Annotated in this window: 18 protein-coding genes and 1 tRNA gene; 6 read left to right on the forward strand and 13 right to left on the reverse strand. The window is 70.8% G+C overall.

The window, feature by feature from the left end:
- Positions 1 to 2: 2 nt before the first annotated feature.
- Both AC5677_RS31930 and AC5677_RS31935 read right to left on the reverse strand, forming a co-directional pair.
- Positions 3 to 1829: an AMP-dependent synthetase/ligase gene (locus AC5677_RS31930; protein ID WP_497191344.1), complete on the reverse strand. Its 1827-nt coding sequence runs from the start codon at positions 1827 to 1829 to the stop codon at positions 3 to 5.
- Between the two features lie 234 nt (positions 1830 to 2063).
- Positions 2064 to 2927, reverse strand: coding sequence for a LysR family transcriptional regulator (locus tag AC5677_RS31935; RefSeq protein ID WP_497191345.1), 864 nt, complete (start codon positions 2925 to 2927; stop codon positions 2064 to 2066).
- Positions 2928 to 3149: 222 nt separating this feature from the next.
- Here AC5677_RS31935 and AC5677_RS31940 point away from each other — a divergent pair, with 222 nt between their 5' ends.
- Positions 3150 to 4253, forward strand: a complete 1104-nt coding sequence (locus AC5677_RS31940; protein WP_497191346.1) for a bile acid:sodium symporter family protein — start codon at positions 3150 to 3152, stop codon at positions 4251 to 4253.
- Here AC5677_RS31940 and AC5677_RS31945 read toward each other — a convergent pair.
- From AC5677_RS31945 to AC5677_RS31955, 3 genes are all read right to left on the reverse strand, one after another.
- A complete protein-coding gene (locus AC5677_RS31945) occupies positions 4250 to 4879 on the reverse strand; it encodes an SMI1/KNR4 family protein (protein WP_497191347.1) in 630 nt (209 codons plus the stop codon). The two genes, AC5677_RS31940 and AC5677_RS31945, sit on opposite strands and share 4 nt — an antisense overlap.
- A gap of 68 nt (positions 4880 to 4947) precedes the next feature.
- The gene (locus AC5677_RS31950; protein ID WP_497191348.1) at positions 4948 to 6921 is read right to left on the reverse strand and encodes an exo-alpha-sialidase; all 1974 of its coding nucleotides are present in this window, start codon (positions 6919 to 6921) and stop codon (positions 4948 to 4950) included.
- A gap of 328 nt (positions 6922 to 7249) precedes the next feature.
- Positions 7250 to 8191 (reverse strand): quinone oxidoreductase family protein, encoded by a 942-nt coding sequence (locus AC5677_RS31955; RefSeq protein ID WP_497191349.1) that lies wholly within the window; start codon positions 8189 to 8191, stop codon positions 7250 to 7252.
- A gap of 160 nt (positions 8192 to 8351) precedes the next feature.
- Here AC5677_RS31955 and AC5677_RS31960 point away from each other — a divergent pair, with 160 nt between their 5' ends.
- On the forward strand, positions 8352 to 8795 hold the full coding sequence (locus tag AC5677_RS31960) for a MarR family winged helix-turn-helix transcriptional regulator (protein WP_497191350.1): 444 nt from the start codon (positions 8352 to 8354) through the stop codon (positions 8793 to 8795).
- 42 nt (positions 8796 to 8837) lie between these two features.
- On the opposite strand, the gene fdhD is transcribed toward AC5677_RS31960, so the two are convergent.
- Positions 8838 to 9692: a formate dehydrogenase accessory sulfurtransferase FdhD gene (gene fdhD / locus AC5677_RS31965; RefSeq protein WP_497191351.1), complete on the reverse strand. Its 855-nt coding sequence runs from the start codon at positions 9690 to 9692 to the stop codon at positions 8838 to 8840.
- Positions 9693 to 10045: 353 nt separating this feature from the next.
- Between fdhD and AC5677_RS31970 the strand changes: the two genes are divergently transcribed.
- Together AC5677_RS31970 and AC5677_RS31975 are read left to right on the forward strand one after the other, a co-directional pair.
- Positions 10046 to 10723, forward strand: a complete 678-nt coding sequence (locus AC5677_RS31970; protein WP_497191352.1) for a GntR family transcriptional regulator — start codon at positions 10046 to 10048, stop codon at positions 10721 to 10723.
- Between the two features lie 189 nt (positions 10724 to 10912).
- A complete protein-coding gene (locus AC5677_RS31975; protein WP_497191353.1) occupies positions 10913 to 11281 on the forward strand; it encodes a chorismate mutase in 369 nt (122 codons plus the stop codon).
- Positions 11282 to 11330: 49 nt separating this feature from the next.
- On the opposite strand, the gene AC5677_RS31980 is transcribed toward AC5677_RS31975, so the two are convergent.
- The 4 genes from AC5677_RS31980 to AC5677_RS31995 all read right to left on the reverse strand — a co-directional run bounded on the left by AC5677_RS31980 (position 11331) and on the right by AC5677_RS31995 (position 18033).
- A complete protein-coding gene (locus AC5677_RS31980; RefSeq protein ID WP_497191354.1) occupies positions 11331 to 12764 on the reverse strand; it encodes an OFA family MFS transporter in 1434 nt (477 codons plus the stop codon).
- A 98-nt stretch (positions 12765 to 12862) separates the two neighbouring features.
- Entirely contained in the window at positions 12863 to 15004 is a 2142-nt protein-coding gene (locus AC5677_RS31985; protein ID WP_497191355.1) for an acetate--CoA ligase family protein, read from the reverse strand.
- A gap of 83 nt (positions 15005 to 15087) precedes the next feature.
- Entirely contained in the window at positions 15088 to 16338 is a 1251-nt protein-coding gene (gene frc, locus AC5677_RS31990) for a formyl-CoA transferase (protein WP_497191356.1), read from the reverse strand.
- Between the two features lie 12 nt (positions 16339 to 16350).
- The gene (locus AC5677_RS31995) at positions 16351 to 18033 is read right to left on the reverse strand and encodes a thiamine pyrophosphate-binding protein (RefSeq protein WP_497191357.1); all 1683 of its coding nucleotides are present in this window, start codon (positions 18031 to 18033) and stop codon (positions 16351 to 16353) included.
- 564 nt (positions 18034 to 18597) lie between these two features.
- Here AC5677_RS31995 and AC5677_RS32000 point away from each other — a divergent pair.
- Positions 18598 to 20169: an aldehyde dehydrogenase family protein gene (locus AC5677_RS32000; protein WP_497191358.1), complete on the forward strand. Its 1572-nt coding sequence runs from the start codon at positions 18598 to 18600 to the stop codon at positions 20167 to 20169.
- A 41-nt stretch (positions 20170 to 20210) separates the two neighbouring features.
- On the opposite strand, the gene AC5677_RS32005 is transcribed toward AC5677_RS32000, so the two are convergent.
- Positions 20211 to 20435, reverse strand: a complete 225-nt coding sequence (locus tag AC5677_RS32005; RefSeq protein ID WP_497191359.1) for a hypothetical protein — start codon at positions 20433 to 20435, stop codon at positions 20211 to 20213.
- A gap of 234 nt (positions 20436 to 20669) precedes the next feature.
- On the opposite strand from AC5677_RS32005, the gene AC5677_RS32010 reads away from it, so the two are divergent.
- Positions 20670 to 20754, forward strand: a tRNA-Leu gene (locus tag AC5677_RS32010).
- A gap of 1214 nt (positions 20755 to 21968) precedes the next feature.
- Here AC5677_RS32010 and AC5677_RS32015 read toward each other — a convergent pair.
- Together AC5677_RS32015 and AC5677_RS32020 are read right to left on the reverse strand one after the other, a co-directional pair.
- Entirely contained in the window at positions 21969 to 24080 is a 2112-nt protein-coding gene (locus tag AC5677_RS32015) for a glycosyltransferase family 4 protein (RefSeq protein ID WP_497191360.1), read from the reverse strand.
- A gap of 25 nt (positions 24081 to 24105) precedes the next feature.
- On the reverse strand, positions 24106 to 24951 hold the full coding sequence (locus AC5677_RS32020; protein ID WP_497191361.1) for an alpha/beta fold hydrolase: 846 nt from the start codon (positions 24949 to 24951) through the stop codon (positions 24106 to 24108).
- Positions 24952 to 25101: the final 150 nt, after the last annotated feature.

Genomic DNA, 25101 nt, shown 5'->3' on the forward strand with positions numbered 1-25101 from the left:
CGTCACGCCCGGTAGAGCGCGTCCACCTCGGCCGAGTACGCCGTCTCGATCGCCTTGCGCTTCAGCTTCAGGGACGGCGTCAGCAGCCCGTGCTCCTCGCTGAACTGGTTGGCCAGTATCCGGAACGTACGGATCGACTCGGCCTGCGAGACCAGCGTGTTCGCGGCGACCACCGCACGCCGGATCTCGGTCTCCAGATCCGGGTCGCGCACCAGGTCACCCGGCGGCATCTCCGGCTTGCCGCGCATGGTCAGCCAGTGCGCGACCGCCTCCGGGTCCAGCGTCACCAGGGCGGCGATGAACGGCCGGTCGTTGCCGACCACGATGCACTGGGCGACCAGCGGATGCGCCCGCACCCGCTCCTCCAGCGGTACCGGCGAGACCGTCTTGCCGCCGGAGGTGACCAGGATTTCCTTCTTGCGGCCGGTGATCGTCAGATAGCCGTCCTCGTCCACGGCGCCCAGGTCGCCGGTGGCGAACCAGCCGTCGTGCAGCACCGCATCGGTCGCCTTGGGATCGTTGTGGTAACCGTGGAAGATCTGGCCGCCGTAGAGCCAGATCTCGTTGTCCTCCGCGAGATGCACGGTCGTACCGGGGACGGGCACGCCGACGGTGCCGAAGCGGGTCCGCTCGGGCGGGTTCGCGGTGGCGGCCGCGGTGCTCTCCGTCAGGCCGTAGCCCTCGTAGATGATCACTCCCGCGCCGGCGAAGAACAGCCCGAGCCGGCGCTCCATCGCCGAGCCGCCCGACATCGCGTGCCGCACCCGGCCGCCCATGGCGTCCCGGACCTTGCTGTAGACCAGCTTGTCGAAGATCTGGTGCTGCATCCGCAGCGCGGCGCTGGGCCCGGAGCCGGTGCCGAACGCCTTGTTCTCCTGCGCCTCGGCGTAGCGGATCGCGATCTCGACGGCCTTGTCGAACGGGCCGACCTTGCCGTCCGCCTCGGCCTTGCGCCGGGCCGCGGCGAAGACCTTCTCGAAGATGTAGGGCACCGCGAGGATGAAGGTGGGCCGGAAGCTCTGCAGGTCGGGCAGGAGCGCACGGGCCGCGAGCTCGGGCTGGTGCGCCAGTTTGACCCGGCCGCGGACGGCCGCGACCTGCACCATGCGCCCGAAGACATGGGCGAGGGGGAGGAAGAGCAGCGTGGCCGCCTCTTCGCCCGCCTTGGATTTGAAGACCCGCTCATAGCGCAGCACGATGTTGTCGGACTCGGCCATGAAGTTGGCGTGCGTGATCACGCAGCCCTTGGGGCGGCCCGTGGTGCCCGAGGTGTAGATGATCGTCGCGGTGGCGTCGGGGGTGACAGCCATCCGGTGGCGGTGCACGACATCGTCCTCGATGTGCGCACCGGCCGCGGTCAGCTCCGCCACCGGGTCCGCATCCAGCTGCCACAGCCGGCGCAGCTGCGGCAGCCGGTCGATGACCGAACCGATGGTCATCGCATGGTCCTCGTGCTCGACCAGGCAGGCCGTGACGTCGGCGTCGTGCAGCATCCAGAAGACCTGCTCGGCCGACGACGTCGGATACAGCGGTACGGACTGGGCGCCGACGGACCACAGCGCGAAGTCGAACAGGGTCCACTCGTAGCGCGTACGCGACATGATGCCGACCCGGTCGCCGAACCGGACGCCCTGCGCCAGCAGACCCTTGGCGAGCGCGATGACCTCGTCCCGGAACTGCGCCGAGGAGACGTCCTGCCAGTTCCCCTCGTCGTCCTTGCGCGTCAGCGCGACGCGTCCGGGGTCACTGTCGGCATTCTCGTAGACGGAATCCGCAAGCCCGCCGACCCGCGGTGCGGTTGCCAAAGGGGGGACGGTGAACTCGCGCAATGACCCAGCCCTTCGTGGTGCTCCTCACAGGGCCGAGACCGTACCCCAAGGCGACGGCGTCCGGCAGGGCGGTACCACGGCGCGAACGAGCGTGCACGGGAAATGGCCAAGGTCAGAATTCGGGTTACTTCGGGTAAGCGCGGACATGGCCCAGCCGATTCGTCTCCGGACTATCACCACGCCGGGACCTTTTCTGCACGAAATCTCTGCATGAGGCGCCCGCGGCCCGTGTGCCTATGGCATGTGCAGCCGGTCCCCGCCCGCCAGGATCGCGTCGGCCAATGCCTCGGCCGGGCCCTGCGCCGCACGTGAGCGCGGCCCGTGGAGCAGGACGAAGTCCACCCCGCCCAGCTCCGGCAGCCCCGCGCGCGACGGAATCCGCACCAGGCCTGGCGGGATCATGCCCATGGTGTGCGCCATAACGCCCAGTCCGGCCCGAGTTGCGGCGATAAGACCGTTCAGGCTTCCGCTGGTACAGGCGATCCGCCACTCGCGGCCCTGGCGCTCCAGCGCCTCCAGCGCGCGGGCGCGGGTCACCGCGGGCGGCGGGTAGACGACCAGCGGCACCGGCCGCTGCGGGTCCAGCCGCAGCCGCTCCGTGCCCACCCACACCAGCCGGTCCCGCCACATCAGCCGCCCGCGCGACTCCTCCGGGCCCCGCTTGGCCAGTACGAGATCGAGCCGCCCGGCCGCCAGCCGCTCGTGCAGCGTCTCCGACAGCTCGACCGTCAGCTCCAGATCGACCTCGGGATGCTCCCGCCGGAAACCCTCCAGCACCTCCGGCATCCTGGTCAGCACGAAATCCTCCGAGGCGCCGAACCGCAGCCGGCCGCGCAGCCGCGTCCCCGCGAAGAAGCTCGCGGCCCGCTCATTGGCCTCCAGGATCGTGCGCGCGAACCCGAGCATCGCCTCGCCGTCCTCGGTCAGCTCCACGGCGTGGGTGTCCCGGACGAACAGCCGCCGTCCGGCGGCATCCTCCAGCTTCCGTACGTGCTGGCTCACCGTCGACTGCCGCAGCCCGAGGCGGTGCGCGGCCTGGGTGAAGCTCAGCGTCTGCGCCACGGTGAGAAAGGTGCGCAGCTGCGCGGGTTCGAACATGGCCTTCATCGTGCGGCTCCGGGATCGTGATCGGGTTCCGCGGTCGGGCCCCCGATCGTGATTGCGCCTCGTGATTGCATCTCGTGATGACAGTCACCACGGTAAGAGGGGTTCCCGATCGCCGCTCTGCCCGGCACGCTGGCCAGGGCACCGTCCTTGCCGCCGCCCACGCCGCCCCCGCCCATGCCGCCCCCGCACCGCCGAACCACCCGAAGAGAGACCATGCGCCGCCCCTTTGTCGCCCTGCCCTCCTGGCTGCCCGTGGACGGATACATCCTGGCCCTGGTGGGGACCGTCGGCCTGGCGGCGCTGCTGCCCGCGAGCGGAACGGCCGCCACCGTCACGGACGGGGCCTCCACCGGAGCCATCGCCCTGCTCTTCTTCCTCTACGGCGCCCGGCTCTCCACCGGTGAGGCGATGGCGGGGCTGCGCCACTGGCGGCTCCACCTCACCGTCCTGGCCTGTACCTTCGCGGTCTTCCCGCTGCTCGGCCTGGCCGCCCGCGCGCTGGTCCCCGCCGTCCTGCCGCCGACCCTGTACACCGGGCTGCTGTTCCTGTGCCTGGTGCCGTCCACGATCCAGTCCTCCATCGCCTTCACCTCCATCGCACGCGGCAATGTGGCGGCGGCGATCTGCGCGGGATCGTTCTCCAGCATCATCGGCATCGTCCTCACCCCGCTGCTGGCCGGCCTCGTGCTGCCGGGCGACGGCGGCGGCTTCTCGGCCGACTCGCTGCTCTCCATCGTCTGCCAGTTGCTGCTTCCCTTCCTCGCCGGGCAGTTGCTGCGCCGCTGGGTCGGCGGTTTCCTCACCCGCCACAAGAAGGTCCTCGGCTATGTGGACCGCGGCTCGATACTGCTCGTCGTCTACACCGCCTTCAGCGCCGGCATGGTCCAGGGCATCTGGCACCAGGTCTCGCCGCTGCGCCTGTTGTGCCTGCTGGGCGTGGAGGCCGCACTGCTGGCACTGATGCTGACCGGCACCTGGCACGGCTCCCGGAAGCTCGGCTTCGACCGCCGGGACCGGATCGCGATCACCTTCGCCGGATCGAAGAAGAGCCTCGCGGCCGGTCTGCCAATGGCCAGCGTGCTCTTCGGCGCGCAGGCCGGACTGGCGGTGCTGCCGCTGATGGTGTTCCACCAGATGCAGCTGATGGTGTGCGCGGTGCTGGCGAAGCGGTTCGCGGCGCGGCCGGATGCGTTTGCGGATACGGATACGGATACGGACGCCGACACCGCGGAGACGGCGCCGTCCGGGGCCGCTTCGCGCACCGGGGAGGCCCACGACGGGCAGACCGGCGCAGTCGTGAGTGGATCGCCGCGCTAAGCCGCGTCGTACCAGGGCTTGCCCGCCGCCCAGTGCCGTACCCAGCCTGCGAAGCCCGGCTCCCCGGTGGTGTGGCCGAACGGCGCTCCGAAGGGGATCGCGCCCTCCCCGCATATGAGCCAGACATGGCCGCGCTGTGCGCCGCTGACGATCAGATGCCAGTACATGCCGCAGCCGTCCGTCCCGAGCACCACCGAACCGTGGTCGAAGACCGCCGTCACCAGCGGATCGATCTCCGCGGCGGGCCGTGGGTCGTCCTCCCACATCCAGGCCTCCGTCAGCGGGAACGGAGCGTCGAGGGCGCGGTCGGACGGCTCGCCCGACCAGTCCTCGGGGAGGGCCGCCACAGGGACCAGACCGTAGTCCGGCGGGCCGTCCGGGCACCCGTCGGCGATCTCCGCGACGACGGTGCGGTACGGCTCGGGGAGGGTGATGCGGTGCTCGGCCTCGAAGGCGCGCACGGCCGCCCGGCCCAGCGGGGGCGAACCCCCGCCGGGTGCGAGGGCGGCCCGCAGCGCTTCGAGGGAGTCGATGCCGGTGGGTTCGGTCCGTACGGGCTGTTGGGCCCGTACGGACCGATGAGGTCGCAGGGGCTGACCGGGCTCATCGGGCTGTGTCGGTGCCATGGCTCAGTGGTACCACCGCCCACTGACAACGGCCCCGAACCGGCGACGAGCCCGGCCCCGGCCCCGGCTCAGTTGCGCCCGCCGCCGTGCACGCGGTCGAGCGCCAGCCGGAACACCAGCGGTCCCGCGGCGTACGCGTCGGAGGTGCGTACGCCCGACAGTTCGACGTCGGTCAGTGCCCGCCGGTAGACGCGTACCTCGTCCAGCGCGCCGGTGAACTGCGCGCGGCTGTCCAGCTTTTGGCCGAGGTGCACGCCGAAGACCGAGCCACGGCTGACCGAGCCCGGGACGTCCGGGACGCTGGTGGTCCGGGTGAGGTCCACGGTGAGCAGCAGTCGGCCGCCGGTGCGGCGCAGCGCGAGATGGTGCCAGCGGCCGTCGTTGTACGCGTCCGTGGTCGCGACCTGCGCGGTGACCGTGGGCCGGGCGCCGTCGACGGCGGTGATGTGTGCGGTGATCCGGTGGTTCGCGGGGTCGGCGCTCACCGCGACCTGGGGCGATCTGCTGCCGACGCCGCCCATCCAGAGCATCGGCTGTTCGCCGGTGGTGGCGTCGTAGCGGAAGAAGAGGCTGCAGGTGAAGTCGTCGGTGCCGAGCGGGAGCGAGGTGCGGAAGGGGAGGCGTACGGCGTCGTCCTTGCCGTCGAAGGCCAGCGCGCCGCCGAACACGCCGTCGGTGCTTTGGGCGCCGCCCAGGACGAGCGCCGGGCGGGCGCCGGGGGCGTCGTCACGGGTGGTGGGATCGGGGGCGCGGCGCGGGCCGAGCCAGTCCTCGGTGAAGCGGACGAAGCGGATCTCGTCGCGGGCGTCCGCCTTGCCGCCCTCGTAGAGCAGGCCGGTGACGTCGGGGGAGAGGGCGACCATGTCGGAGTAGCCCGACCAGTCGGTGGTGACCCGGGCGCCCCGGTCGACGCCCTCCCAGGTGCGGCCTTCGTCCCAGGAGGAGCGGATGGTCATGGTCCGGCGCCGGTCGGGGTCGGCCGGCGCGGCGAAGAGGGTACGGGTGCGCCCGGGACCGGCGTCGTGCGACCGGGGCAGCCGCAGCGCCGAGGCCTGCACCATCGGGGCGTACAGATCGGGGATCGCGCGGAACGGCGCGGCGAAGGAGTCGCCGCCGTCGCGGCTGACGGCGGCCGTGCGGTGGCCCAGGTCCGTACCGTCCTGTTCGCGGCCGTTGACGTAGATCGAGCCGTCGGAGCGTTCCAGGAGCGTCATCTCGGAGGGCTTCTGACGGAAGGTGCCGTTCCCGGCGATCGGCCAGGTGTCCAGCGCGCCGACCTTCCAGGTGCGGCCGCCGTCGTCGCTGTGCACCAGCGCCGCGTGGTTCTCGGTGACCCGGCCCTGGGCGTAGCTCTCGGCGTTGATGCCGAAGACCAGACGGCCCGCGTGCCGGCCCCGGGTGAGCTGGATGCCGTGCACGGGCCCGGTGGCGTACCAGGAGTTCCACTGGGGCGGGCGGATGGTGGGAGTCAGGTCCCGGGGTGCGGACCAGGTCTCTCCGTCGTCGTCGCTGTACTGGAGGTGCGGGGTGCGGTCGCAGGGGACATCGCAGCTCAGACCGTCGGTGCGGCCCTTGTTGTACGTCTCGGCGATGATGATGCGGCCGGTGCGGCGGTCCACGATGGGGGCCGGATTGCCGTGGGTGTCGCCGTCGCCGTGGTTGATGACCTGGAGCGGTCCCCAGGTGCGGCCGCCGTCGGTGGAGCGCCGGACGACCAGGTCGATGTCGCCCGCGTCGCCGCAGTCGTGCGCCCGGCCCTCGGCGAAGGCGAGGAGGGTGCCGCGCTGGGACTTGACGATGGCCGGTATGCGGAAGCAGGAATAGCCCTGTTCCTGGGTGGCCTTGAAGAGGACCTGCTGCTCGAAGCCGCCCGCGGGGGCCGGGGCCGTGGCGTCCGGTGCGGCCGGGACGGGTGCGGCCCCCGCGGGGGAGGCCGGTAGGAGGGCGAGGACTGCGGCGGTCACCGCGGCGAGAACGGTCGCGGCGCGGCGCCGCCGAGGTCTGCTGCAGGGGCTGGGGTGTGCGCGGAGAACTGACGTCATGGTCCGGCCTGCCCTTTCGGGGTTCGGCGTCGGGTCATCAGGACATCCCACGTCCTATGTGCATCCGCGACGGAAGCTACTGCCGTGTGCGGGCCGCGACAAGGAGCCTGCGTCGGTTCTCCGTGCGGGGCCCGGAAATCACTCGCCCGGCCCGCAGGAGGTGCGCCGTGCGGGCCGCGGGTGTCCGCTGCGCCGTGCGTGACCGCTGCGCCGTGCGTGCCCGCTGCGCCGCGGGTGCCGGATGCGCCGCCTGTTCACCCGCGCTGCCTCAAGGCTAGGGCCTGCCCGAGATCCCCGCCGCGCCCGTCCTGCCTCTGTCCGCCGCCCCTCACGGCCGCAGCACCACCTTGCCGAGATTGGCCCGCGCCTCGATGATCCCGTGTGCCTTCGCGGCGTCGGCCAGCGGCAGTTCGGCGTGCACGGCGGCCCGCAGCCGCCCCGTCCGTGCCAGGTCCCACAGCTGCTCGTGGTGCCGCTCGTACCGCTCCCGGTGGATGGTGGAAAAGCGCCGCATCGTCAGCCCGGTGACGGTCTTCGAGCCTGCCAGCAGCTCATACGCCGGGACCGTGCCGCCACCGGAGTTGAAGAAGATCAGTCGGCCGCCCTCGGCGACCGCGGCCAGCGCCCGCGGCAGCAGCTCGCCGCCCACGCCGTCCAGCACGATGTCGGCCGGCTCGCCCCAGGACTCCTGGTCGTACGTCACGACCTCGTCGGCCCCGAGCCCGTACAGGAACTCCGCCTTGTCCGCGGAGCTGACGGCGGCCACCACCCGCGGCACCCCCTGGAGCTTGGCCAGTTGGACGGCGAGATGCCCGGTGGCGCTGGCCGCCCCAGTGATCAGTACGGACTCGGTGCCGGCCGGCGCGGCGGTGCTCAGCGCCGCCAGCGCGACCTGCCCGCCGCGCACCAGCGCGACCGCCTGCACGGCGCTCGCCCCCTCGGGGATCCGGCTCGCCAGGGCGGCGGGGGCGAGGGTGAGTTCGGCGTAGGAGCCCTTGAAGGTCAGCGAGGTGACGCGGTCGCCCACCGCGAAGCCGGTGACGTCCGGGCCGAGCGCGACGATCTCCCCGGCGATCTCGCCGCCGGGCATGCCGGGCAGCGGATCGCCGCCGCCCTTGCCGTCCCCGCGCACCCGGCGCACACCCGGCAGCGTGACGCCGATCGCCTCGGTACGCACCAGCAGCTCGCCGGGGCCGGGCACCGGGGGCTCGGCCTCCTCGACGCGCAGGACCTCGGGGCCGCCGTAGGTATGGAATCGGACTCGGCGCACGGGCCGCCACCTCCAGGGGGTGTCGAACGGCGCACGGATCCCCGCACGCCGCCCGGATTCATTGGGTGCCCCAACAGTAACCATGAAACGTTGGGGGAGCCAATGGTTTCCGGGTGACTTTCATTGGTGGACCCCATGGATTTCCCGATACGGTGGCGCCATGGCCGAACGCCCTCCTTACGCCCCCTCCCGCATCCGCGCGCTCCCCAGCTGGCTGCTGGGCCGCGCCGCCGCCCGCGGCCACCGCCTGGTCGCCGATGCCCTCGCCGCCGAAGGCATGCGGATGATGCATCACGCCGTGCTGTCCGCCGTCGCCGATCTCGGACCCGTCTCGCAGGCCGAACTCGGCCGGACGCTCGGCATCGACCCCAAGGACATGGTCGCGATCGTCAACGACCTCCAGAAGGAGGGCCTGGTCACCCGCACGCCCGACCCCAAGGACCGGCGCAAGAACGCCATCGAGATCTCGGCCGACGGTGAGCGCCGGCTGCGCCGTACGCAGAAGCTCGGCGACGAGGCCAACGACGAGCTGACCGCGGCCCTGACCCCGGCCGAGCGCGAGCAGCTGGTCGCCCTGCTGACCAGGATCGCGCTGCCGGAGTAGCGAAGGGCTGCCCCCGGCGGGCCGGTCCGCGGGCGCAGGACCTCAGTCCGCGGCGACCGTCGCCCCCAGGGCGAGGCGCTGCTCGCCCGCGTACACGTTCATCGAGCTGCCGCGCAGGAATCCGACGAGGGTCAGCCCCGTCTCGGCGGCCAGGTCGACGGCGAGCGACGACGGCGCGGAGACCGCCGCCAGCACCGGGATGCCCGCCATGACGGCCTTCTGCACCAGCTCGAAGGACGCCCGCCCGGAGACCATCAGGACGCAGGACGACAGCGGCAACCGCCCCTGCTGGAGCGCGCGGCCGACGATCTTGTCGACGGCGTTGTGCCGGCCCACGTCCTCCCGTATGTCGAGCAGTTCCCCGCTCGTCGTGAACAGCGCGGCGGCATGCAGGCCCCCGGTCCGCTCGAACACCCGCTGGGCGGCCCGCAGCCGGTCGGGGAGGGCGGCGAGCGTCGCCGGTTCGATGCGCAGGTCGGCGTCGGAGCCGTCCAGCGGCCAGTGTGCCTGGGTGCGGACCGCGTCCAGGCTGGCCTTGCCGCACAGCCCGCAGGAGGACGTCGTGTAGACGTTGCGCTCCAGGGTGATGTCCGGGACCGGCACCCCGTCCGCGAGCCGGACGTCGACGACGTTGTAGGTGTTGCCGCCTCCCTCGCCGGTCGCCCCCGCGCAGTACACGATGTTCGCCAGTTCGTCGGCGCGGGCCAGTACGCCCTCGCTGACGAGGAAGCCGGCGGCGAGGGCGAAGTCGTCACCGGGCGTGCGCATGGTGATCGCCAGCGGCTTGCCGTTGAGCCGTATCTCCATCGGCTCCTCGGCGACGAGGGTGTCCGGGCGGGTGCTCACGGCACCGTCGCGGATACGGATCACCTTGCGTCGTTCCGTGACTCGTCCCATGTCCGATCAGTCCCGTCCTCGCCGGTGGCGGTCAGTCCCGGTGCTGTGTGCCGGTGGCCGTGGCGGCCCTTGATGCATCTTGATGCAGCGGCCGCCGGGGCTGTCGCCCGGCGCGCTCCACGCCGCGGCCGGCCCGGCTCAACAGGCGGCATTTCCCCGGTAGTTGGGGGTCCAGGCGACCGCGTCCGTGAGGTACGTCACCAGGTCACCCCGTGTGGTACGGCGCACCCTCGGTAGACTGTAGACGATAACCAATCGCCACCCGCGCGACCGTCAAGTCGACATCACGTAAACATCGCATTCCGCTCATCGCCTTCCGTGCCTTCCGTACGCGTCCACAGAGGGGGACCTCGATGCTGTCCACAGGGCTACCGCAGGGAGTCGTGCCGAAGCTCGAACGACCCGGCCCGCTGCGCGAGCGCGTTTATGAAGCGCTGCTGGAGCTGATCACCACCCGTGCGCTGCGCCCCGGCCAGCATCTGGTCGAGAGCGAACTCGCCGGCCTCCTCGGCGTCTCCCGGCAGCCGGTCCGCGAGGCGCTGCAGCGGCTCAACACCGACGGATGGGTGGACCTGCGCCCCGCTCAGGGGGCCTTCGTCCACGAGCCGACCGAGGAGGAGGCGGACCAGCTGCTGACGGTCCGTACGCTGCTGGAGGCGGAGGCGGCCCGGCTCGCGGCGGCCAACGCCGGTTCGGCCGGCATCGCGGAGCTGGAGGAGCTGTGTGCCCGGGGTGAGCGCGCCGTACTGGACGACGATGTGGACGGCGCGGTGGCCACCAACGCCGCCTTCCACGCGAAGGTGATGGAGCTGGCCGGCAATGCGGTGCTGGCGGAGCTGGCCGCGCAGGTCGGGCGGCGGGTGCGCTGGTACTACACGCCGGTGGCCCGGCAGCGCGGCAAGCAGTCGTGGACCGAGCACCGCGCGCTGATCGCGGCGATCGCCGACCGGGACGAGGCGCGCGCCACCGAGGTGATGCGCGCGCACACCGAGCACACCCGCCGCAGCTACCACGAGCGCGAACGGTCCTGAGGCGCCCCGGCACCGGCGGACCGGTGGCGGCGCGCACCCTCGTTCCGATCCGCGAGACCGGCCCCGCCACCCCGCCCCCCTCCGGGTAATGTGCATCCGATCACGCACGATGCGGCACCACGCACGAGGCGCGACCGGCAACGGAACACCTTCACGACCACGGCACCGACCACGAATGGCGAGACGCATATGAGCGAGGGGACAGCACCTTCCGCGGGCGAGGCGGCCGCGGTCGCCGACCAGGCGGCCCGCGAGCGGCTGAGCTATCTGCGGAGCAGCATCGACAACCTCGATGCCGCACTGGTGCATCTGCTCGCCGAGCGCTTCAAGTGCACCCAGCAGGTCGGCGAGCTCAAGGCGCGGCACAGCCTGCCGCCCGCCGACCCGGCCCGGGAGGCCGCCCAGATCGAGCGGCTGCGCAGGCTGGCCGAGGACGCCCGGCTGGATCCGGCGTTCGCGGAGAAGTTCCTGAACTTCATCATCGACGAGGTCGTCCGGCATCACCGGGCGATCGCCGACGGAACGCTGGGCCTCCAGGGCGGGCCGTCCGCAGGCTGAGCCGGGCGGACGGCCGCCTCGCCGGCGCGGGAGCGTGTCCCGCGCCGCCTCAGATCATTTCCCGGCTGATCGGCCGGGGATTGGGTGTCACATCGCGCGCCCTGGTGCGCCCCGGCTGGTGCAGCAAAAGGGCGAGTGCGGCCGCCACCATCGAAACGCCGCCGGCGAGCGCGTAGGCGCCGTCGTATCCCCAGGCGTCGACCACCATCGATCCCAGCCCGCCGCCGAAGAGGCCGCTGACCAGCTTTCCGCTGTAGACCAGCCCGTAATTGGTGGCGTTGTAGTTCTCGCCGAAGTAGTCCGGGGTCAGGGCCGCGAACATCGGGTAGAAGGCGCCGCCGCCGAATCCCGAGAGGAAGGCGAAGAACAGGAACAGCCACTCGCTGTGGATGTCGCCCGCCCAGATCACGCCGAATTGCGCCAGCCCCAGTACGACGATGACGAACACCAGGGTCAGCTTGCGGCCCCACAGATCGGACAGCCAGCCGACCACCGCCCGCCCGACGCCGTTGACGACGGACATCACGCCCATCGACGAGGCGGCGACCAGCGGTCCGAACCCGATTTCCTTGGCGAAGTCCACCTGGAAGGAAATCCCGAAGATGGAGACACCGGCGGTCATGACGACGGTGACCCACATCAGCGGGAGCATGCCGGTCCGGATGGCTTCCTTGGGCGTGAACTGCCGTACCGCGGGCGGGTTCTTGGCCAGGCTCGCGGCGCTCTTCCCGGTGCCGGAGCGGCGAGCCGGGCCTCCCCGGCCCGAACCCTGCCGGGCGCCCGGGGACGGATCGATGCCGACGGGCCACCAGTTCTTCGGCGGATCCTTGAAGAACCAGGCACAGCCGCCCACCACGAGCAGGACATAGACGCCTATGAGGTCCAGCACCTCGGCGAAATCGGCGGTGTCGAAGGCGTAGTTGAAGACGAAGATGAAGGGCAGCGCGCCATAGGCGAAACCGCCGTTCACAAAACCCGTCTTCGCCCCGCGCCGTTCGGGGAACCATTTGCCGACCATATTGATGCAGGTGGCGTAGACGAGGCCGGAGCCCAGGCCGCCGACCACGCCGAATCCGCAGAGGGCCAGGAAGACATCGTCCAGGTGGGCGAGGGCGGCAAAGCCGACGAGGCAGAGCGCCGAACCCAGGAACATGGCCTTGCGGGCGGTCAGAATTCCCCGCTCGCGCAGCCAGCCCGCCGGGAAGGCGATGCCGGCCTGGAAGAACACCCAGACGCTCAGAATCCAGAAGGTGTTGCTCTGCGTCCAGCCGTGGGCCGTCGAGAGGGTGTCCTCGGCCGAGCCGTATGCGTACTCCGAAACGCTGATGGCCATCATCGCGATCCACGGCAGATACACCATCAGCTTGCGGGAATGGCCGAGCAGATCCCGGTCCGTCTCGCCGATCCGGTAGACACGGCCTTTGGCGTCCGTGACTTCCCGGAAGGCGACCACCCGCGCATGCCGTTCCTTCTCTCCGCTCATCTCATCCCCTTGGAATTCCGCTCGGCCCCAGGAATCGAAAGAACCCGCTCGGCGCGCCCCTGTCCGCTTTCCCCGTTGCTCCCGGAGAGCGGGCGGGGTCAGCTCAGCAACCCGGCAGCCCGCGCCCAGCGGTATTTCGCACCGAGCGCCGCCACCGGTTTCTCGGTGGTGTAGGGGTAGGCCACGACGCCCCGTTCGAAGAGGTACGCGGCGGCCTCCTCGACCTCGGTGTCCCCGGCGAGCGACGCCACCACGGGCTTCTCGATCCCGCGCGCCCGGAACTCCTCGACGACCCGCGCCGTCAGCTTCGCGAAGACCATCGGCGGGGTGACGAGGGTGTGCCAGTAGCCCAGCACCAGCGCATGGATCCGCGGGTCCGCCATGCCCAGCCGAATGGTGGCCTCGTACGTGGACGGCGGCTCGCCGCCGGTGATGTCCACCGGGTTGCCGGCCGCGCCGAACGGCGGGATGAAGCGGCGGAACGCGGCATCCAGGTCCTTTGGAATCTCCATCAGCTCCAGGCCGTTGTCGACGACGGCGTCCGAGAGCAGGACCCCGGAGCCGCCGGCGCCGGTGATGACGACGATGTTGTCGCCCCGGGGGGTGGGCAGGACGGGCAGCGCCCGCGCGTATTCCAGCATGTCGTTCAGGCCCGGCGCCCGGATGACCCCGGCCTGCCGCAGGATGTCGTCGTAGACCGCGTCATCACCGGCCAGCGCCCCGGTGTGGGAGCCCGCGGCCCTCGCCCCGGCACCGGTGCGGCCCGCCTTCAGCACCACGACCGGCTTCGTGCGTACGGTCTCCCGCGCGGCCTCGACGAACGCCCGCCCGTCCTTGAGGTCCTCCAGATGCATGGCGATGCAGCGGGTGTGCGGATCCTCGCCGAAGTAGGTGAGCAGATCGTCCTCGTCGACGTCCGACTTGTTGCCGAGCCCGACGATCGCCGAGACCCCGGTCCGGGTGGTCCGGGCGAAGCCGAGGATCGCCATCCCGATGCCGCCGGACTGCGAGGTCAGCGCCACCCCGCCCTTGACGTCGTACGGCGTGCAGAACGTGGCACACAGGTCCTGCCAGGGCGAGTAGTAGCCGTAGATGTTCGGCCCCAGCAGCCGCACCCCGTACTCCTCGCCGATGGCCACGATCCGCTCCTGCAGGGCGTGTTCACCGGTCTCGGCGAAGCCGGACGGGATCAGGACGGCGTTCGGCACGCCCTTGCGGCCGGCCTCCTCCAGCGCCGCGGGGACGAGGGGCGCGGGGATGGCGAACACCGCCACATCCACCTCGCCCGGCACATCCCTCACCGACCTGTACGCCTTGCGGCCGAGAATGTCGTCGGCCCTGGGATGCACGGGATGGATCTCCCCGGGAAAGCCGCCGTCGAGGAGATTGCGCATCACCGCATTCCCGATCTTCCCCGGCTCGCCGGAGGCGCCGATGACCGCCACCGACCGCGGCCGCATCAGCCGGCGCATCGCGGCGAGGATCTCGTCCCGGGAATGCCTGCGGCGCTCGGCCACCACCCCCTCGCACAGCAGGATGCGGACATCCGCGGCCCGCACCCCCGCCGCCGACGCGAACACCGGATTGAGGTCCACCTCGGCGATCTCCGGGAAATCCGCGGCGAGTTGGGAGGTGCGGACGATGAGGTCGGCGAGCGCGGCACGGTCCACGGGCGGTGCGCCCCGCGCCCCGCGGAGTATCTCCGCCGCCCTGATGCCGTCCAGCATCGACGCCGCGTCGTGCACCGAGGCCGGCGCGAGGCGGAAGGTGACGTCCTTGAGGACCTCGACCAGCACCCCGCCGAGCCCGAACGCCACGATCTTCCCGAAGGTCGGATCGGTGACCGCCCCGACGATCACCTCCTGCCCGTCGGGCACCATCTGCTGCACCTGGACACCGGCGATCCGCGCCTTCGGGTCATACGCCTTCGCGTTCCGCACGATCGCCGTGAACGCACCCCGCACCTCGGCCGCCGAACCCAGCCCGACCCGTACGCCGCCCGCCTCCGTCTTGTGCAGGATGTCCGGCGAGACGATCTTCAGCGCGACCGGGAACCCGATCCGGTCGGCGAGCGCCACCGCGTCATCGGCGCACTCCGCAAGGCCCTCGGCCGGGGTGGGAATGCCGTACGCATCCGCGATCAGCTTGCCCTCGGGTGCGGTCAGCGCCGTCCGCCCCTCGGCCCGCGCGGCCGCCAGCACGGCCCGTACGGCCTCCCTCGGCCCCCGGCCGTTGCGCACCGGACGACCCAGCGGACCCGCCAACGAATCCCCCGTCCCCGTCCCCGTTCCCTTCCCCGTCCCGTTCCCCGCCCCGTTCCCCATCAGACGACTCCGTTCGCCTTGAGCAGCCGCAGTTCCTCGTCGTCCAGCCCCAGCTCGCCCACGTACACCTCTTCGTTGTGCTCGCCCAGCAGCGGCGAACGATCGACCTCGACGGGGGAGTCGGACAGCTTCAGCGGCGATCCGACGGTGGTGAAGGGCCCGCGCTCGGGATGCTCGACCGTCACGACCATCTCGTTGGCGGCCAGCGAGGCGTCCTCGACGATCTCCTTCGTCGAAAGGATCGGCCCGCAGGGGATGTTGTGGGCATTCAGCCGCTCCAGCACCTCCCACTTGGGCAGCGCCCGGCTCCACTCCTCGATCAGCTGGAACATCTTCGCGAGCTTGGGCAGCCGGGCCCCGGGCGTCGCCCAGTCCGGGTCCTCGGCCAGCTCCGGCCGTCCGATCAGCTCGGTCAGCGGCCGCCAGCCGGCCGGTTGCACGATGACATAGACGTAGTCGTTGGGGCCGCCGGGCGCACACCGCACCGCCCACCCCGGCTGCCCGCCACCGCTCGCATTACCGCTGCGCGGCACCTCGTCGCCGAAGCTCTCGTTCGGATACTCCGCCAACGGGCCGTGCTTCAGGCGCTGTTGGTCGCGCAGCTTGACCCGGCACAGGTTCAGCACCGCATGCTGCATCGCCACCTTGACCCGCTGCCCGCGGCCGGTGCGCTCGCGCTGGAAGAGGGCGGCCAGAATCCCGGCGACGCAGTGCACACCGGTCCCCGAATCGCCGATCTGCGCCCCGGTCGCCAGCGGCGGCCCGTCCTCGAAGCCGGTCGTCGCCATCGCCCCGCCCATCGCCTGCGCCACCACCTCGTACGCCTTGAAATCGGTGTACGGGCCGTCGCCGAAGCCCTTGATCGAGGCGTAGACGATCCGTGGGTTGATCTCCTGGATGCGGTCCCAGGTGAAGCCCATCCGGTCCACCGCGCCGGGCCCGAAGTTCTCCACCAGGACGTCGCTGCGCCGGATCAGCTCGGTCAGCAGCTCCTTGCCGCGGTCGGTCTTGGTGTTGAGGGTGATGCTGCGCTTGTTGCAGTTGAGCATCGTGAAGTAGAGGGAGTCGACGTCCGGGATGTCGCGCAGCTGCCTGCGCGTGATGTCACCGGTGGTCGCCTCCAGCTTGATGACGTCCGCGCCGAGCCAGGCGAGCAGCTGGGTGGCGGACGGACCGGACTGTACGTGGGTCATGTCGAGGACACGGACACCGCTGAGTGCTTTTCCCGCGGCGCTGGGTGCGTTCTCCACGGCCAGGTCACCTCACTTGTACATGGTCTGGTTCATCGTTCCGGGGGCGTAGGCGTCCGGGTCCACCCAGACGTTGATCAACGACGGCTTGCCGGACGCGCGGGCGCGCTCCAGGGCCGGCCGGATCCCCGCGGGGTCGCGGACCTCCTCGCCGTACCCGCCGAGCATCCGCGCGAACTGGTCGTACGGCACATCCCCGAGGGTGTTGCCGACCCGCTCCCGCCCCTCGCCGTACTTGGCCTTCTGGCCGTAACGGATCTGATTCATCGAGGAGTTGTTGCCGACGATCCCGACGAAGGGGAGGCCGAAGCGGACCAGCGTCTCGAAGTCCCACCCGGTCAGCGAGAACGCCCCGTCGCCGAAGAGCGCCACGACCTCCTTCTCCGGCCGGGCCTGCTTGGCGGCCATCACGAAGGGAATCCCCACCCCCAGCGTCCCCAGCGGCCCCGGGTCCATCCAGTGGCCCGGTGACCTGGGCTGCACGACCTGGCCGGAGAAGGTGACGATGTCCCCGCCGTCCCCGATGAAGACCGAGTCCTCGGTCAGGAAGTCGTTGATCTCGCCGACCAGGCGGTACGGGTGGATCGGGTCGGCGTCCGAGCGCAGCTGCGGCAGCCGCTTCTCCAGGGCGGTCCGCTCCACGGCCCGCAGCTCCTCCAGCCACTCCTTGCGCCGGGCGCCGCCGCCGTTGAGCTGCCCGGACGCGGCCTCGGTCACGGACGCCAGCACCAGCCCCGCATCGCCGACGATCCCGAGGTCGACGTCCCGGTTCCTGCCCACCGTCCGGTAGTCCAGGTCGATCTGCACGACGGTCGCGGCGGGGGAGAGGCGCCTGCCGTAGCCCATCCGGAAGTCGAAGGGGGTGCCGACGATCACGATCAGGTCGGCGTGCGTGAAGGCGTGGCGGCGGGACAGCTGGAAGTGGTGCGGATCGCCGGGCGGCAGCGTGCCACGGCCCGCGCCGTTCATGTACGCGGGGACGTCGAGGGACCGTACGAGTTCGGTCGCCGCGCCCGCGGCCCGGGTCGTCCACACCTGACTGCCCAGCAGAATCGCCGGTTTCTCGGCCCGTACGAGGAGATCGGCGAGCCTCTGCACGTCGTCGGGGTCGCCGGCCGACCGGGTCGAGGCGCGGTAGTGCCCGGCCCGCGGCACCCGGGCCTGCTCCCGCGGCACCCGCGCGTCCAGCACATCCCGGGGGATCTCCAGGAACGAGGGGCCCGGCGCGCCGTGGTAGCACTCGCGGAACGCCATGGAGACCATGTCGGCGGCCCGCGCGGTGTCCGGCACGGTGGCGGCGAACTTGGTGATCGGCGTCATCATGTCGACGTGCGGGAGGTCCTGCAGCGACCCCATCTTGTGCTGGCTGCGCGCGCCCTGCCCCCCGATCAGCAGCATCGGGGACTCGGCACGGAGGGCGTTGGCGACGCCGGTGACCGCGTCCGTGGTCCCGGGCCCCGCGGTGACCACCGCACAGCCCGGCCTGCCGGTGATCCGGGCATAGCCGTCGGCGGCGTGCGCGGCGACCTGTTCATGGCGTACGTCCACCACGTCGATGCCCTCGTCGACGCAGCCGTCGTAGATGTCGATGATGTGGCCGCCGCAGAGGGTGTAGATGACGTCGACCCCCTCCGCCTTGAGCGCCTTGGCGACCAAGTGCCCACCGGAGATGAGGTCTTGGGCGTCGTCGGGCATGGGGCATCGCTTCCCTTCGTGGGGGTTCGGGAGGGGCGCGCACGCAGGCACGTACGCGCGGACGGACCGGACCCCGGTAGATCGACGGGCATGAGTGCGAGTGACCGGCGAACGGTGGACTGTATACAGTCCACAGTCGACGAATACTGTATGAAACTGTTATCCCTCATCGGGACGTCGATGTCCAGAGGGCGCACGGCCCTCGCGCAGAGGAGCGGGCGTGGGCCTCTCCGTGACGCCGAGCAAGGGAACTCGCCGGGGAACGCGGCGCGTTGTTCCCGGCCGCCGGACCGCCGGACCGCCGGACCGCCGCATCCACCGAGCCACCGAGCCACCGATCCGCCGAGCCACCGCATCCACGACCGTGTGACCGTGTCCTCGGGCATTGGCGGCTCACTCCCGGTGGTCCCGCCGCCCGCTCCGAGTGACACTCGCCATACCTGACGCCGGACCGTCCCACCGCACCGCCCGCGCCACTACCGTCCAGTAACGCGGTTCCCCCCGGGAGCCGCGCGAGCGCCACCACCCTGCCCCTCCGGCCGTGCACCGAGAGCGGAGACACCGATGGCACCCACCCCCGAATCCCACGCCACACCCACCCCCACCCTCACCCTCAAACCCGGTACGTCCTGGCAGGACGCCTGGCAGCGCAGCCTCGCCGCCGCCCCCGAGGCGTTCCGCGACGACCGTGTCCTCAACCTCTGGGCCGCCGCATGGCACCCGGACGGCGCCCCACTGCCCGCCGGCAGCCCCGTGGACGGCACCCCCATCGCCGGCCCGCCCCGCCTCGACGCGGCCGCCGCGCGCCATGCCGTACGCGCCTCCCTCGACCAGCACCGTGCCTGGCGCGACGTGCCGCTCCCCGAACGCAAGGCGCGGATCTCCGCCACCCTCGACGCCCTCACCGAACACCGTGAGCTGCTCGCCCTCCTCCTCGTCTGGGAGATCGGCAAGCCCTGGAAGCTCGCCCAGGCCGACGTCGACCGTGCCATCGACGGCGTCCGCTGGTACCTCGCGGAGATCGACCGCATGCTCGCCGGCCGCTCGCCCCTGCCCGGCCCGGTCAGCAACATCGCCAGCTGGAACTATCCGATGTCGGTCCTGATCCACGCGATGCTCGTCCAGGCCCTGGCCGGCAACGCCGTGATCGCCAAGACCCCGACCGACGGCGGCCTGGCCTGCCTCACCCTCGCCTGCGCCCTCGCCGCGCGCGAGGGCGTCCCGGCCACCCTCGTCAGCGGCAGCGGCGGGGAACTGTCCCCGGCCCTCGTCGGCTCACCGGAGATCGGCTGTGTCTCCTTCGTCGGCGGCCGCGACACCGGTGCCCGGGTCGCCACCGCCGTCGCCGACCTCGGCAAACGCCATATCCTCGAACAAGAAGGCCTCAACACCTGGGCCATCTGGAACCACACCGACTGGGACGCCCTCACCCCGCTGCTCCACAAGACCTTCGACTACGCCAAACAGCGGTGCACCGCCTACCCGCGCTTCGTCGTCCAGCGCGAGGCGTTCGCCGACTTCCTCGCCGCCTACCTCCCGGCCGTACGCAGCGTCCGCTTCGGCCACCCCCTGGCCGTCGCCGCCCCCGACGACCCCCTCCCCACCCTCGACTTCGGCCCCCTCATCAACGCCGCCAAGGCCAAGGAACTCGCCGACCTGACGACGGAGGCCATTTCCCGCGGCGCGATCCCGCTCCACCGCGGCGACCTGGCAACGGGGTGGTTCCTCCCCTCCCAGGACACCTCCGCCTATCTGCCGCCCACCACCCTGCTGTCCCCGCCGCCGTCCTCCCCCCTCCACCACGCCGAACCCTTCGGGCCCGTCGACACCATCGTCCTCGTCGACACCGAAGCCGAACTCCTCGCCGCCATGAACGCCAGCAACGGCGCCCTGGTCGCCACCCTCTCCACCGACGACCCCGCCACCTACGCGCGCCTGGCCCCCCAGATCCGCGCCTTCAAGGTCGGCCACGGCAAACCCCGCTCCCGCGGCGACCGCGAGGAACTCTTCGGCGGCTTCGGCAACTCCTGGAGCGGCGCCTTCGTGGGCGGCGAACTCCTCGTACGAGCGGTGACCGAGGGCCCCGCCTCCGAGCGCCTGCCCGGCAACTTCCCCGACTACCACCTGATGCCGTAGCAAGCCCTGGCCGCCCCGCCCCGCCGCTGCCCCTGACCCGCTCACCCCATTCCCTGACGGCCGGGGCAGGAAGCGAACCGCCGCTCGGCCACCGCCGGCACCGTACGCTCCACCGCCCGGAGCGGGAGCGTACGGTGCCGCACCATCGGCTCCCGCCGCCCCCGGCCATCCTCGGCGATCGCGGCCAGCGCCCTGACCTCGTCATACGCCTGCGCCTCCGGCAGCGCCGCCACAATCCCCGCATCGGCCGCCGGCGCCCCACCCACGGCGCAACCACACCCCCGCCCCGCCGTCGGCGCGAACCGGAACGCGTCCCGCAGATGCTCCCGCAACGACGACCGCACCCGCGGCCTACGCACCCTCCAGAACCGAGAGAGTTGTCCCTCAATACCCATAAGGTGCGGTTATGTCTCGCACGGATACGCAGGTGAAAGGCACTCCGAAACCTTGGTATTGTTGTCCATGTCGCCGCGGGGAACACCCCGCGAAGATCACACCTAGTCCGGGTGGCGGAATGGCAGACGCGCTAGCTTGAGGTGCTAGTGCCCTTTATCGGGCGTGGGGGTTCAAGTCCCCCCTCGGACACTCACCCCAAAATGCCTGGTCAGCATGCTGACCAGGCATTTTGCATAAGAATTCGATCGGGTGGTCGAAGTGTGGGTCTGTGAACTCTTGGCAGGACAGTGCGCTGACCTGGACTTTCTTCCAAGTGGGGCCGTGGGGGTTCGCGTCGGGCTCATGTGGAGATCGTGTGCGTTGGGGGCGCGCCTCACTGCGATGCCAGGGTTTTGACCTGCACTGTTGTCGGCGCGCGATGTGGGGGTTCATATCGGTGCCTCACGGGACGCGGGGCGAGATCTACCGTCACTATCGGGCGTAGTCGGTGTGGTACACGGCTTCCGTCGCGGAGGCGTCTGCAGGGCGAGCAGTGGTGGGTTGCTGTGTTTGGAGCTGATTGTGGGCATCGAGCAGGAACTCCAAGAGTGCTCTTGTGGCTGCGGGCGTCAGCTCGGGCGGTTCCTCTGGCACCGCGACAGTGACCTCTGAACGCCGCTGCCCTGTAACTGCCGCTGAAGTCACCGTGCCTGTCCACCCTTCTGGAAGCCGTGAGTTCCAAGCCACGATGCGGCACGGCGACATGGGCGGCACGGTGCAGACCGCCGCATGGGAGATCTAGGTGCGTTGGTCACGAGCGCTGTTGACAGGCCCGGGTTTTGATCATGGTGAAGGCCTCCGGTGTGGTGGTGCCCCAGGTGGAAACCGGGATGAAACGGCTCAGTGTCCCGATAGGGAGCTCCAGTCCTGTCGCGAAGCCCGAAGCAGGTTGTGTGGCAAAGAAGGTCGGGCCCGGACCCCCGAAAGCCTGGGGGAGCGCACGCCTCAGCCCGGTGGTGCGCTGCCGCAGTGTTCAGAAATCATCCTGGGCGCAACGCCCAATGGGCCGATCCCGGGCCGGCACGCGGGTGCACCGGCCGGCCGGTCTCCCGGCCTCTCCCCGGCCCGGAACCGACCCGAGCGGTCGGCCCGTACGTTCTGTGGCAGCCGCATGTCCACAAGCCGGACGTGATCGGCTTCGGCGTCGGCTTCTTGTCCGTATGCCGCATCGCCGCCGGCATCCGTACGGGAAGGACGCGGCCCTGGGTATCTGCGTGGAACCACGTGCTCGGGCCGACCGCCGACCTCGCGCGCTGATCGCCCGCCGACGCAACGCCTACCTGCGCAGCATGCGGCGCACCTGGCTCCTTTGACGCACTGGGCAGCGAGCGAGACAAGTGCCCGGCGCGGGCGCAGCCGGCCGATCATGTGTCCTTCGCGACGTCTTTCACGCTGACGGCCAAGTCGTTGGTGACGGTGAAGAAGGGGCGGATCTTGGCCGGGGCGCGCCCCGGGCAGGTGAGTTGCTGTGCGGGGTAGACGTCGGTTGCCCTTCGCTCGACGAGGTCGCCGAGGATGCGGCCGATCGATGCGGGTTCGACGTCGGTGCGGTGGCGCAGTCGGAGGTCCCATACATCGTGGTCGCTGGCGCGGGCCCCGATGACGCAGGTGTGGGGGAGCGTGAATATCACGCCGTGCTCTCCCTGACGTTCCGCCACGATCTCCATGGTGTGCCGAGGGTCATTGCGTGAGACGGCGTCGACAATCGGCGGTGCGTCGCCGAAGTCGTCGCCGAGGAGGGTGGCGTGGACGGTGATGGCCTCCGGTGCGGCGCGCACCGTCTCGACCTCGGCGTGGGTGGGTCGCCGCCATGTCCGGATGGCCAGATAGCCGTCCTGTGTCGTGTACGGGATCCAGGAGGTGACCGGTCCGCAGCCGGGGCGGGGCAGGGTGAGGAGACCTCGCTGTTCGACGAGGCCGGCGGTCATTCTGCGGCGCTTTCCGTCGTCGGCGCGCTCCACGTACAGATCCCAGCGGCCCTCGGACAGACGGTGCTCGGCCCGTCGGATCGTCGTCCGGAGGCGACCGGTGGTGCCGTCGAGTGAGGGCAGCGGCAGTCGTATCGGCTCGGCGTCGCTGCCGCGTTGCTTGAGGACCAGGGACAGGTCGGCGCCGGTGAGGCCGGCTCTGTGCACACGTATGACGATGTCGCCGTCGGTATTGACGGTGCAACCGGCTTTGGCGCGTAGTGCTTTGAGGGCGGTGGGCGTCGTCGGCTCGTGAGCGGAGGTGGGTTGGGGCTTCGGCGGGGAGCGGCGGGGGCGCAGCGGTCCCAGGGCGGTTCCGGCTGCCCGGCGCAGTCGGGCCCGGAACGCGGTCAGGGGCGTCCTGCGGGCGACCAGCAACTCGCTGATCAGCTGCTCATACTGGGCGGCGACGTGCTGGGGCTGGTAGCGGCGGGCGGATTCGCGGGCGAGGGCCGCCATGGCGCGGCGCTGCTCGTCATCGTTGATCAGCTGGAGCAGTGCGTCGGCGAGGGGGTCCGGATCGCCGACGGGGACGAGCAGGCCGTCGGTTCCGTGGGAGATGATCTCGCCAGGGCCGTGGGGGCAGTCGGTGGCGACGACAGCGAGGCCTGCGTGCATGGCTTCGACGATCGTCATGCCGAACGACTCCTGGTCGGAGGAGACGGCCGCGATCGATCCCTTGGCCCACTCGGTCTCCAGAGGAGAGTGGGCGCCCATCAGGAAGACGTGGTCGTTCAGTTCCAGTTCGTCGATGAGCGCACGCAGGCTCGCGCGCTCGGGTCCGCGGCCGTACAGCCGCAGCTGCCAGTCCTGCCGTTCGGCCGCGACTTTGGCGAAGGCCTGGATCAGCAGGTCGTAGCGCTTGACCTCGACCAGGCGGCCCGCGGCGACGACGAGTTTGGCGGTGCCGTCGGAAGGCTCGGTCTTCGGCGCGGGTACGGCGTTGGGTATGCCGGTCAGCCGTGTCGAGATGCCGGGCAGCCGCTCGCGGTGGATGGCGGCGTCCGCCTCGGAGACCGCGACGAAGGCGTCCAGCTCGGCGATCGCCGCATTCTGCGTCGCGCGCAGTTCGGCGTCGTGTGCGTCGTATGTCAGGTGCTCCTGCCCTATGCGCAGGTAGCGCTGCTTGCCGAACTCGGCCAGGTAGAGCACGAGGCCCGGACGCGTCGCGATCACGACATCGGCGTCCGTGTTCCGCAGGAAGTCCTTCACCCGTTCGTCCGCGAGCCGGGTGTAGCTGTCGGCGAGTACCTCGGTGGGCGGAAAGACCAGGGAGGGCAGGCTCATCAGCTCATGTTCGCCGTCGTATGTTGTCGCGACGTCGCGTTTGTCGATCAACGGGGTGATCCGCACCTTGCCGCTGACCGTGAGCTTTGGCCGGTCTTCGGTACGGAACACCGAGACGATCTCGACGTCGTGCCGGGCGACCAGCGCGCTCGCCAGGTTCATGGTGGAGCGGATCGTGCCGCCGATGCCGTAGGCGTTGTGCAGTAATAAGGCGATCTTCATGGTGTGGGTGCTCCGTGGATCGTGCTCAGGAGGTGCCGGCGCGGGACGCGATCCAGGCCAGGACCTTTTCGTTCGTCCCTGGGGTGTCGAGCAGGGCGCCGCCGTGTGCGGCGCCGGGGACGGTCTCGACGGTGATGCCGCCGGCGGGCATGTCGTGGTCGACTTCCTCGGCCTTTTCCAGGTCGGTGGAGTGCGCGACCGGAATGAAGTCGTCCTGGGAGTGGATGAGGTACATGGGGGCGTCGTTGGCGCCGGAGGCGCGGTTCTTGGCGACCATGTCTTTCCAGGTGTCCCAGCAACTGGGGTGCATCGTGGAGCCGGTGTCACCGGAGTCGGGGTAACAGCGGGCGAGGACGGCGGCGTTGTCGCGGACCTTGCGCTGTTTCGGATCGGTGCTGGTGTTGCCGTCGCTCCAGGCGCGGTAGGGGGAGGCGACGGGGGAGAGGCCGACGACGCCTTTTATGCGGCTGCCGCCCGATCCGTAAGTGGCCACCGACGTGGCAATCTGTCCGCCTGCCGAGGAGCCGAGCAGCACGATGCGCTTCGGGTCCAGGTTGAACTTCGCCGCGTTGGCCTTGATCCAGCCGAGCGCGGCGAGCGCGTCGTTCCGCTGGGCCGGCCATGGGGCGTCGAAGTTGAGCCGGTAGTCGACGGAGAAGACGGCATAGCCCTTGGCGGCGGTGCTCCGCGACCAGGTGGCCCAGCCGGAGTCCTCGTACCAGTAGCCCCCGTGCAGGGCGACGATTCCGGGCCGGGGCGCTGACGCCGCTTCCCAGTAGGCGTCGAGCTTCTGCCGGGTGTGCGATCCGTAGGAGTAGGTGCCCTCGCTGCGCCCAGCCGCTGCCTCGCTGATGGGTGTATCGACGGTCAACAGCGTCGCGACCAGCGCAGCGCATAATGCGAAAAACGTGAGAGCCCGCCCCACCAGTGTCTGCCTTCCCCTGTTGACAGGCCTGTGTTGATGCACCGCGCAGCCCTGGTTCGGGCGGCATGAAGGGGTGCAAGTGGGGGGATCTCGAAC

The organism is Streptomyces sp. JLSY215, assembly GCF_059682825.1.

What these genes read in the sequence shown, in the direction of transcription:
- AC5677_RS31935 (WP_497191345.1), bottom strand. Translation starts at nt 2,927, where the DNA reads ATGTTCGAACCCGCGCAGCTGCGCACCTTTCTCACCGTGGCGCAGACG.
- AC5677_RS31975 (WP_497191353.1), top strand. Translation starts at nt 10,913, where the DNA reads ATGAGCGAGGGGACAGCACCTTCCGCGGGCGAGGCGGCCGCGGTCGCC.
- AC5677_RS31960 (WP_497191350.1), top strand. Translation starts at nt 8,352, where the DNA reads ATGGCCGAACGCCCTCCTTACGCCCCCTCCCGCATCCGCGCGCTCCCC.
- AC5677_RS31970 (WP_497191352.1), top strand. Translation starts at nt 10,046, where the DNA reads ATGCTGTCCACAGGGCTACCGCAGGGAGTCGTGCCGAAGCTCGAACGA.
- AC5677_RS31940 (WP_497191346.1), top strand. Translation starts at nt 3,150, where the DNA reads ATGCGCCGCCCCTTTGTCGCCCTGCCCTCCTGGCTGCCCGTGGACGGA.
- AC5677_RS32000 (WP_497191358.1), top strand. Translation starts at nt 18,598, where the DNA reads ATGGCACCCACCCCCGAATCCCACGCCACACCCACCCCCACCCTCACC.
- AC5677_RS31950 (WP_497191348.1), bottom strand. Translation starts at nt 6,921, where the DNA reads ATGACGTCAGTTCTCCGCGCACACCCCAGCCCCTGCAGCAGACCTCGG.
- AC5677_RS31995 (WP_497191357.1), bottom strand. Translation starts at nt 18,033, where the DNA reads ATGCCCGACGACGCCCAAGACCTCATCTCCGGTGGGCACTTGGTCGCC.
- AC5677_RS31945 (WP_497191347.1), bottom strand. Translation starts at nt 4,879, where the DNA reads ATGGCACCGACACAGCCCGATGAGCCCGGTCAGCCCCTGCGACCTCAT.
- AC5677_RS31980 (WP_497191354.1), bottom strand. Translation starts at nt 12,764, where the DNA reads ATGAGCGGAGAGAAGGAACGGCATGCGCGGGTGGTCGCCTTCCGGGAA.
- fdhD (WP_497191351.1), bottom strand. Translation starts at nt 9,692, where the DNA reads ATGGGACGAGTCACGGAACGACGCAAGGTGATCCGTATCCGCGACGGT.
- AC5677_RS32015 (WP_497191360.1), bottom strand. Translation starts at nt 24,080, where the DNA reads ATGAAGATCGCCTTATTACTGCACAACGCCTACGGCATCGGCGGCACG.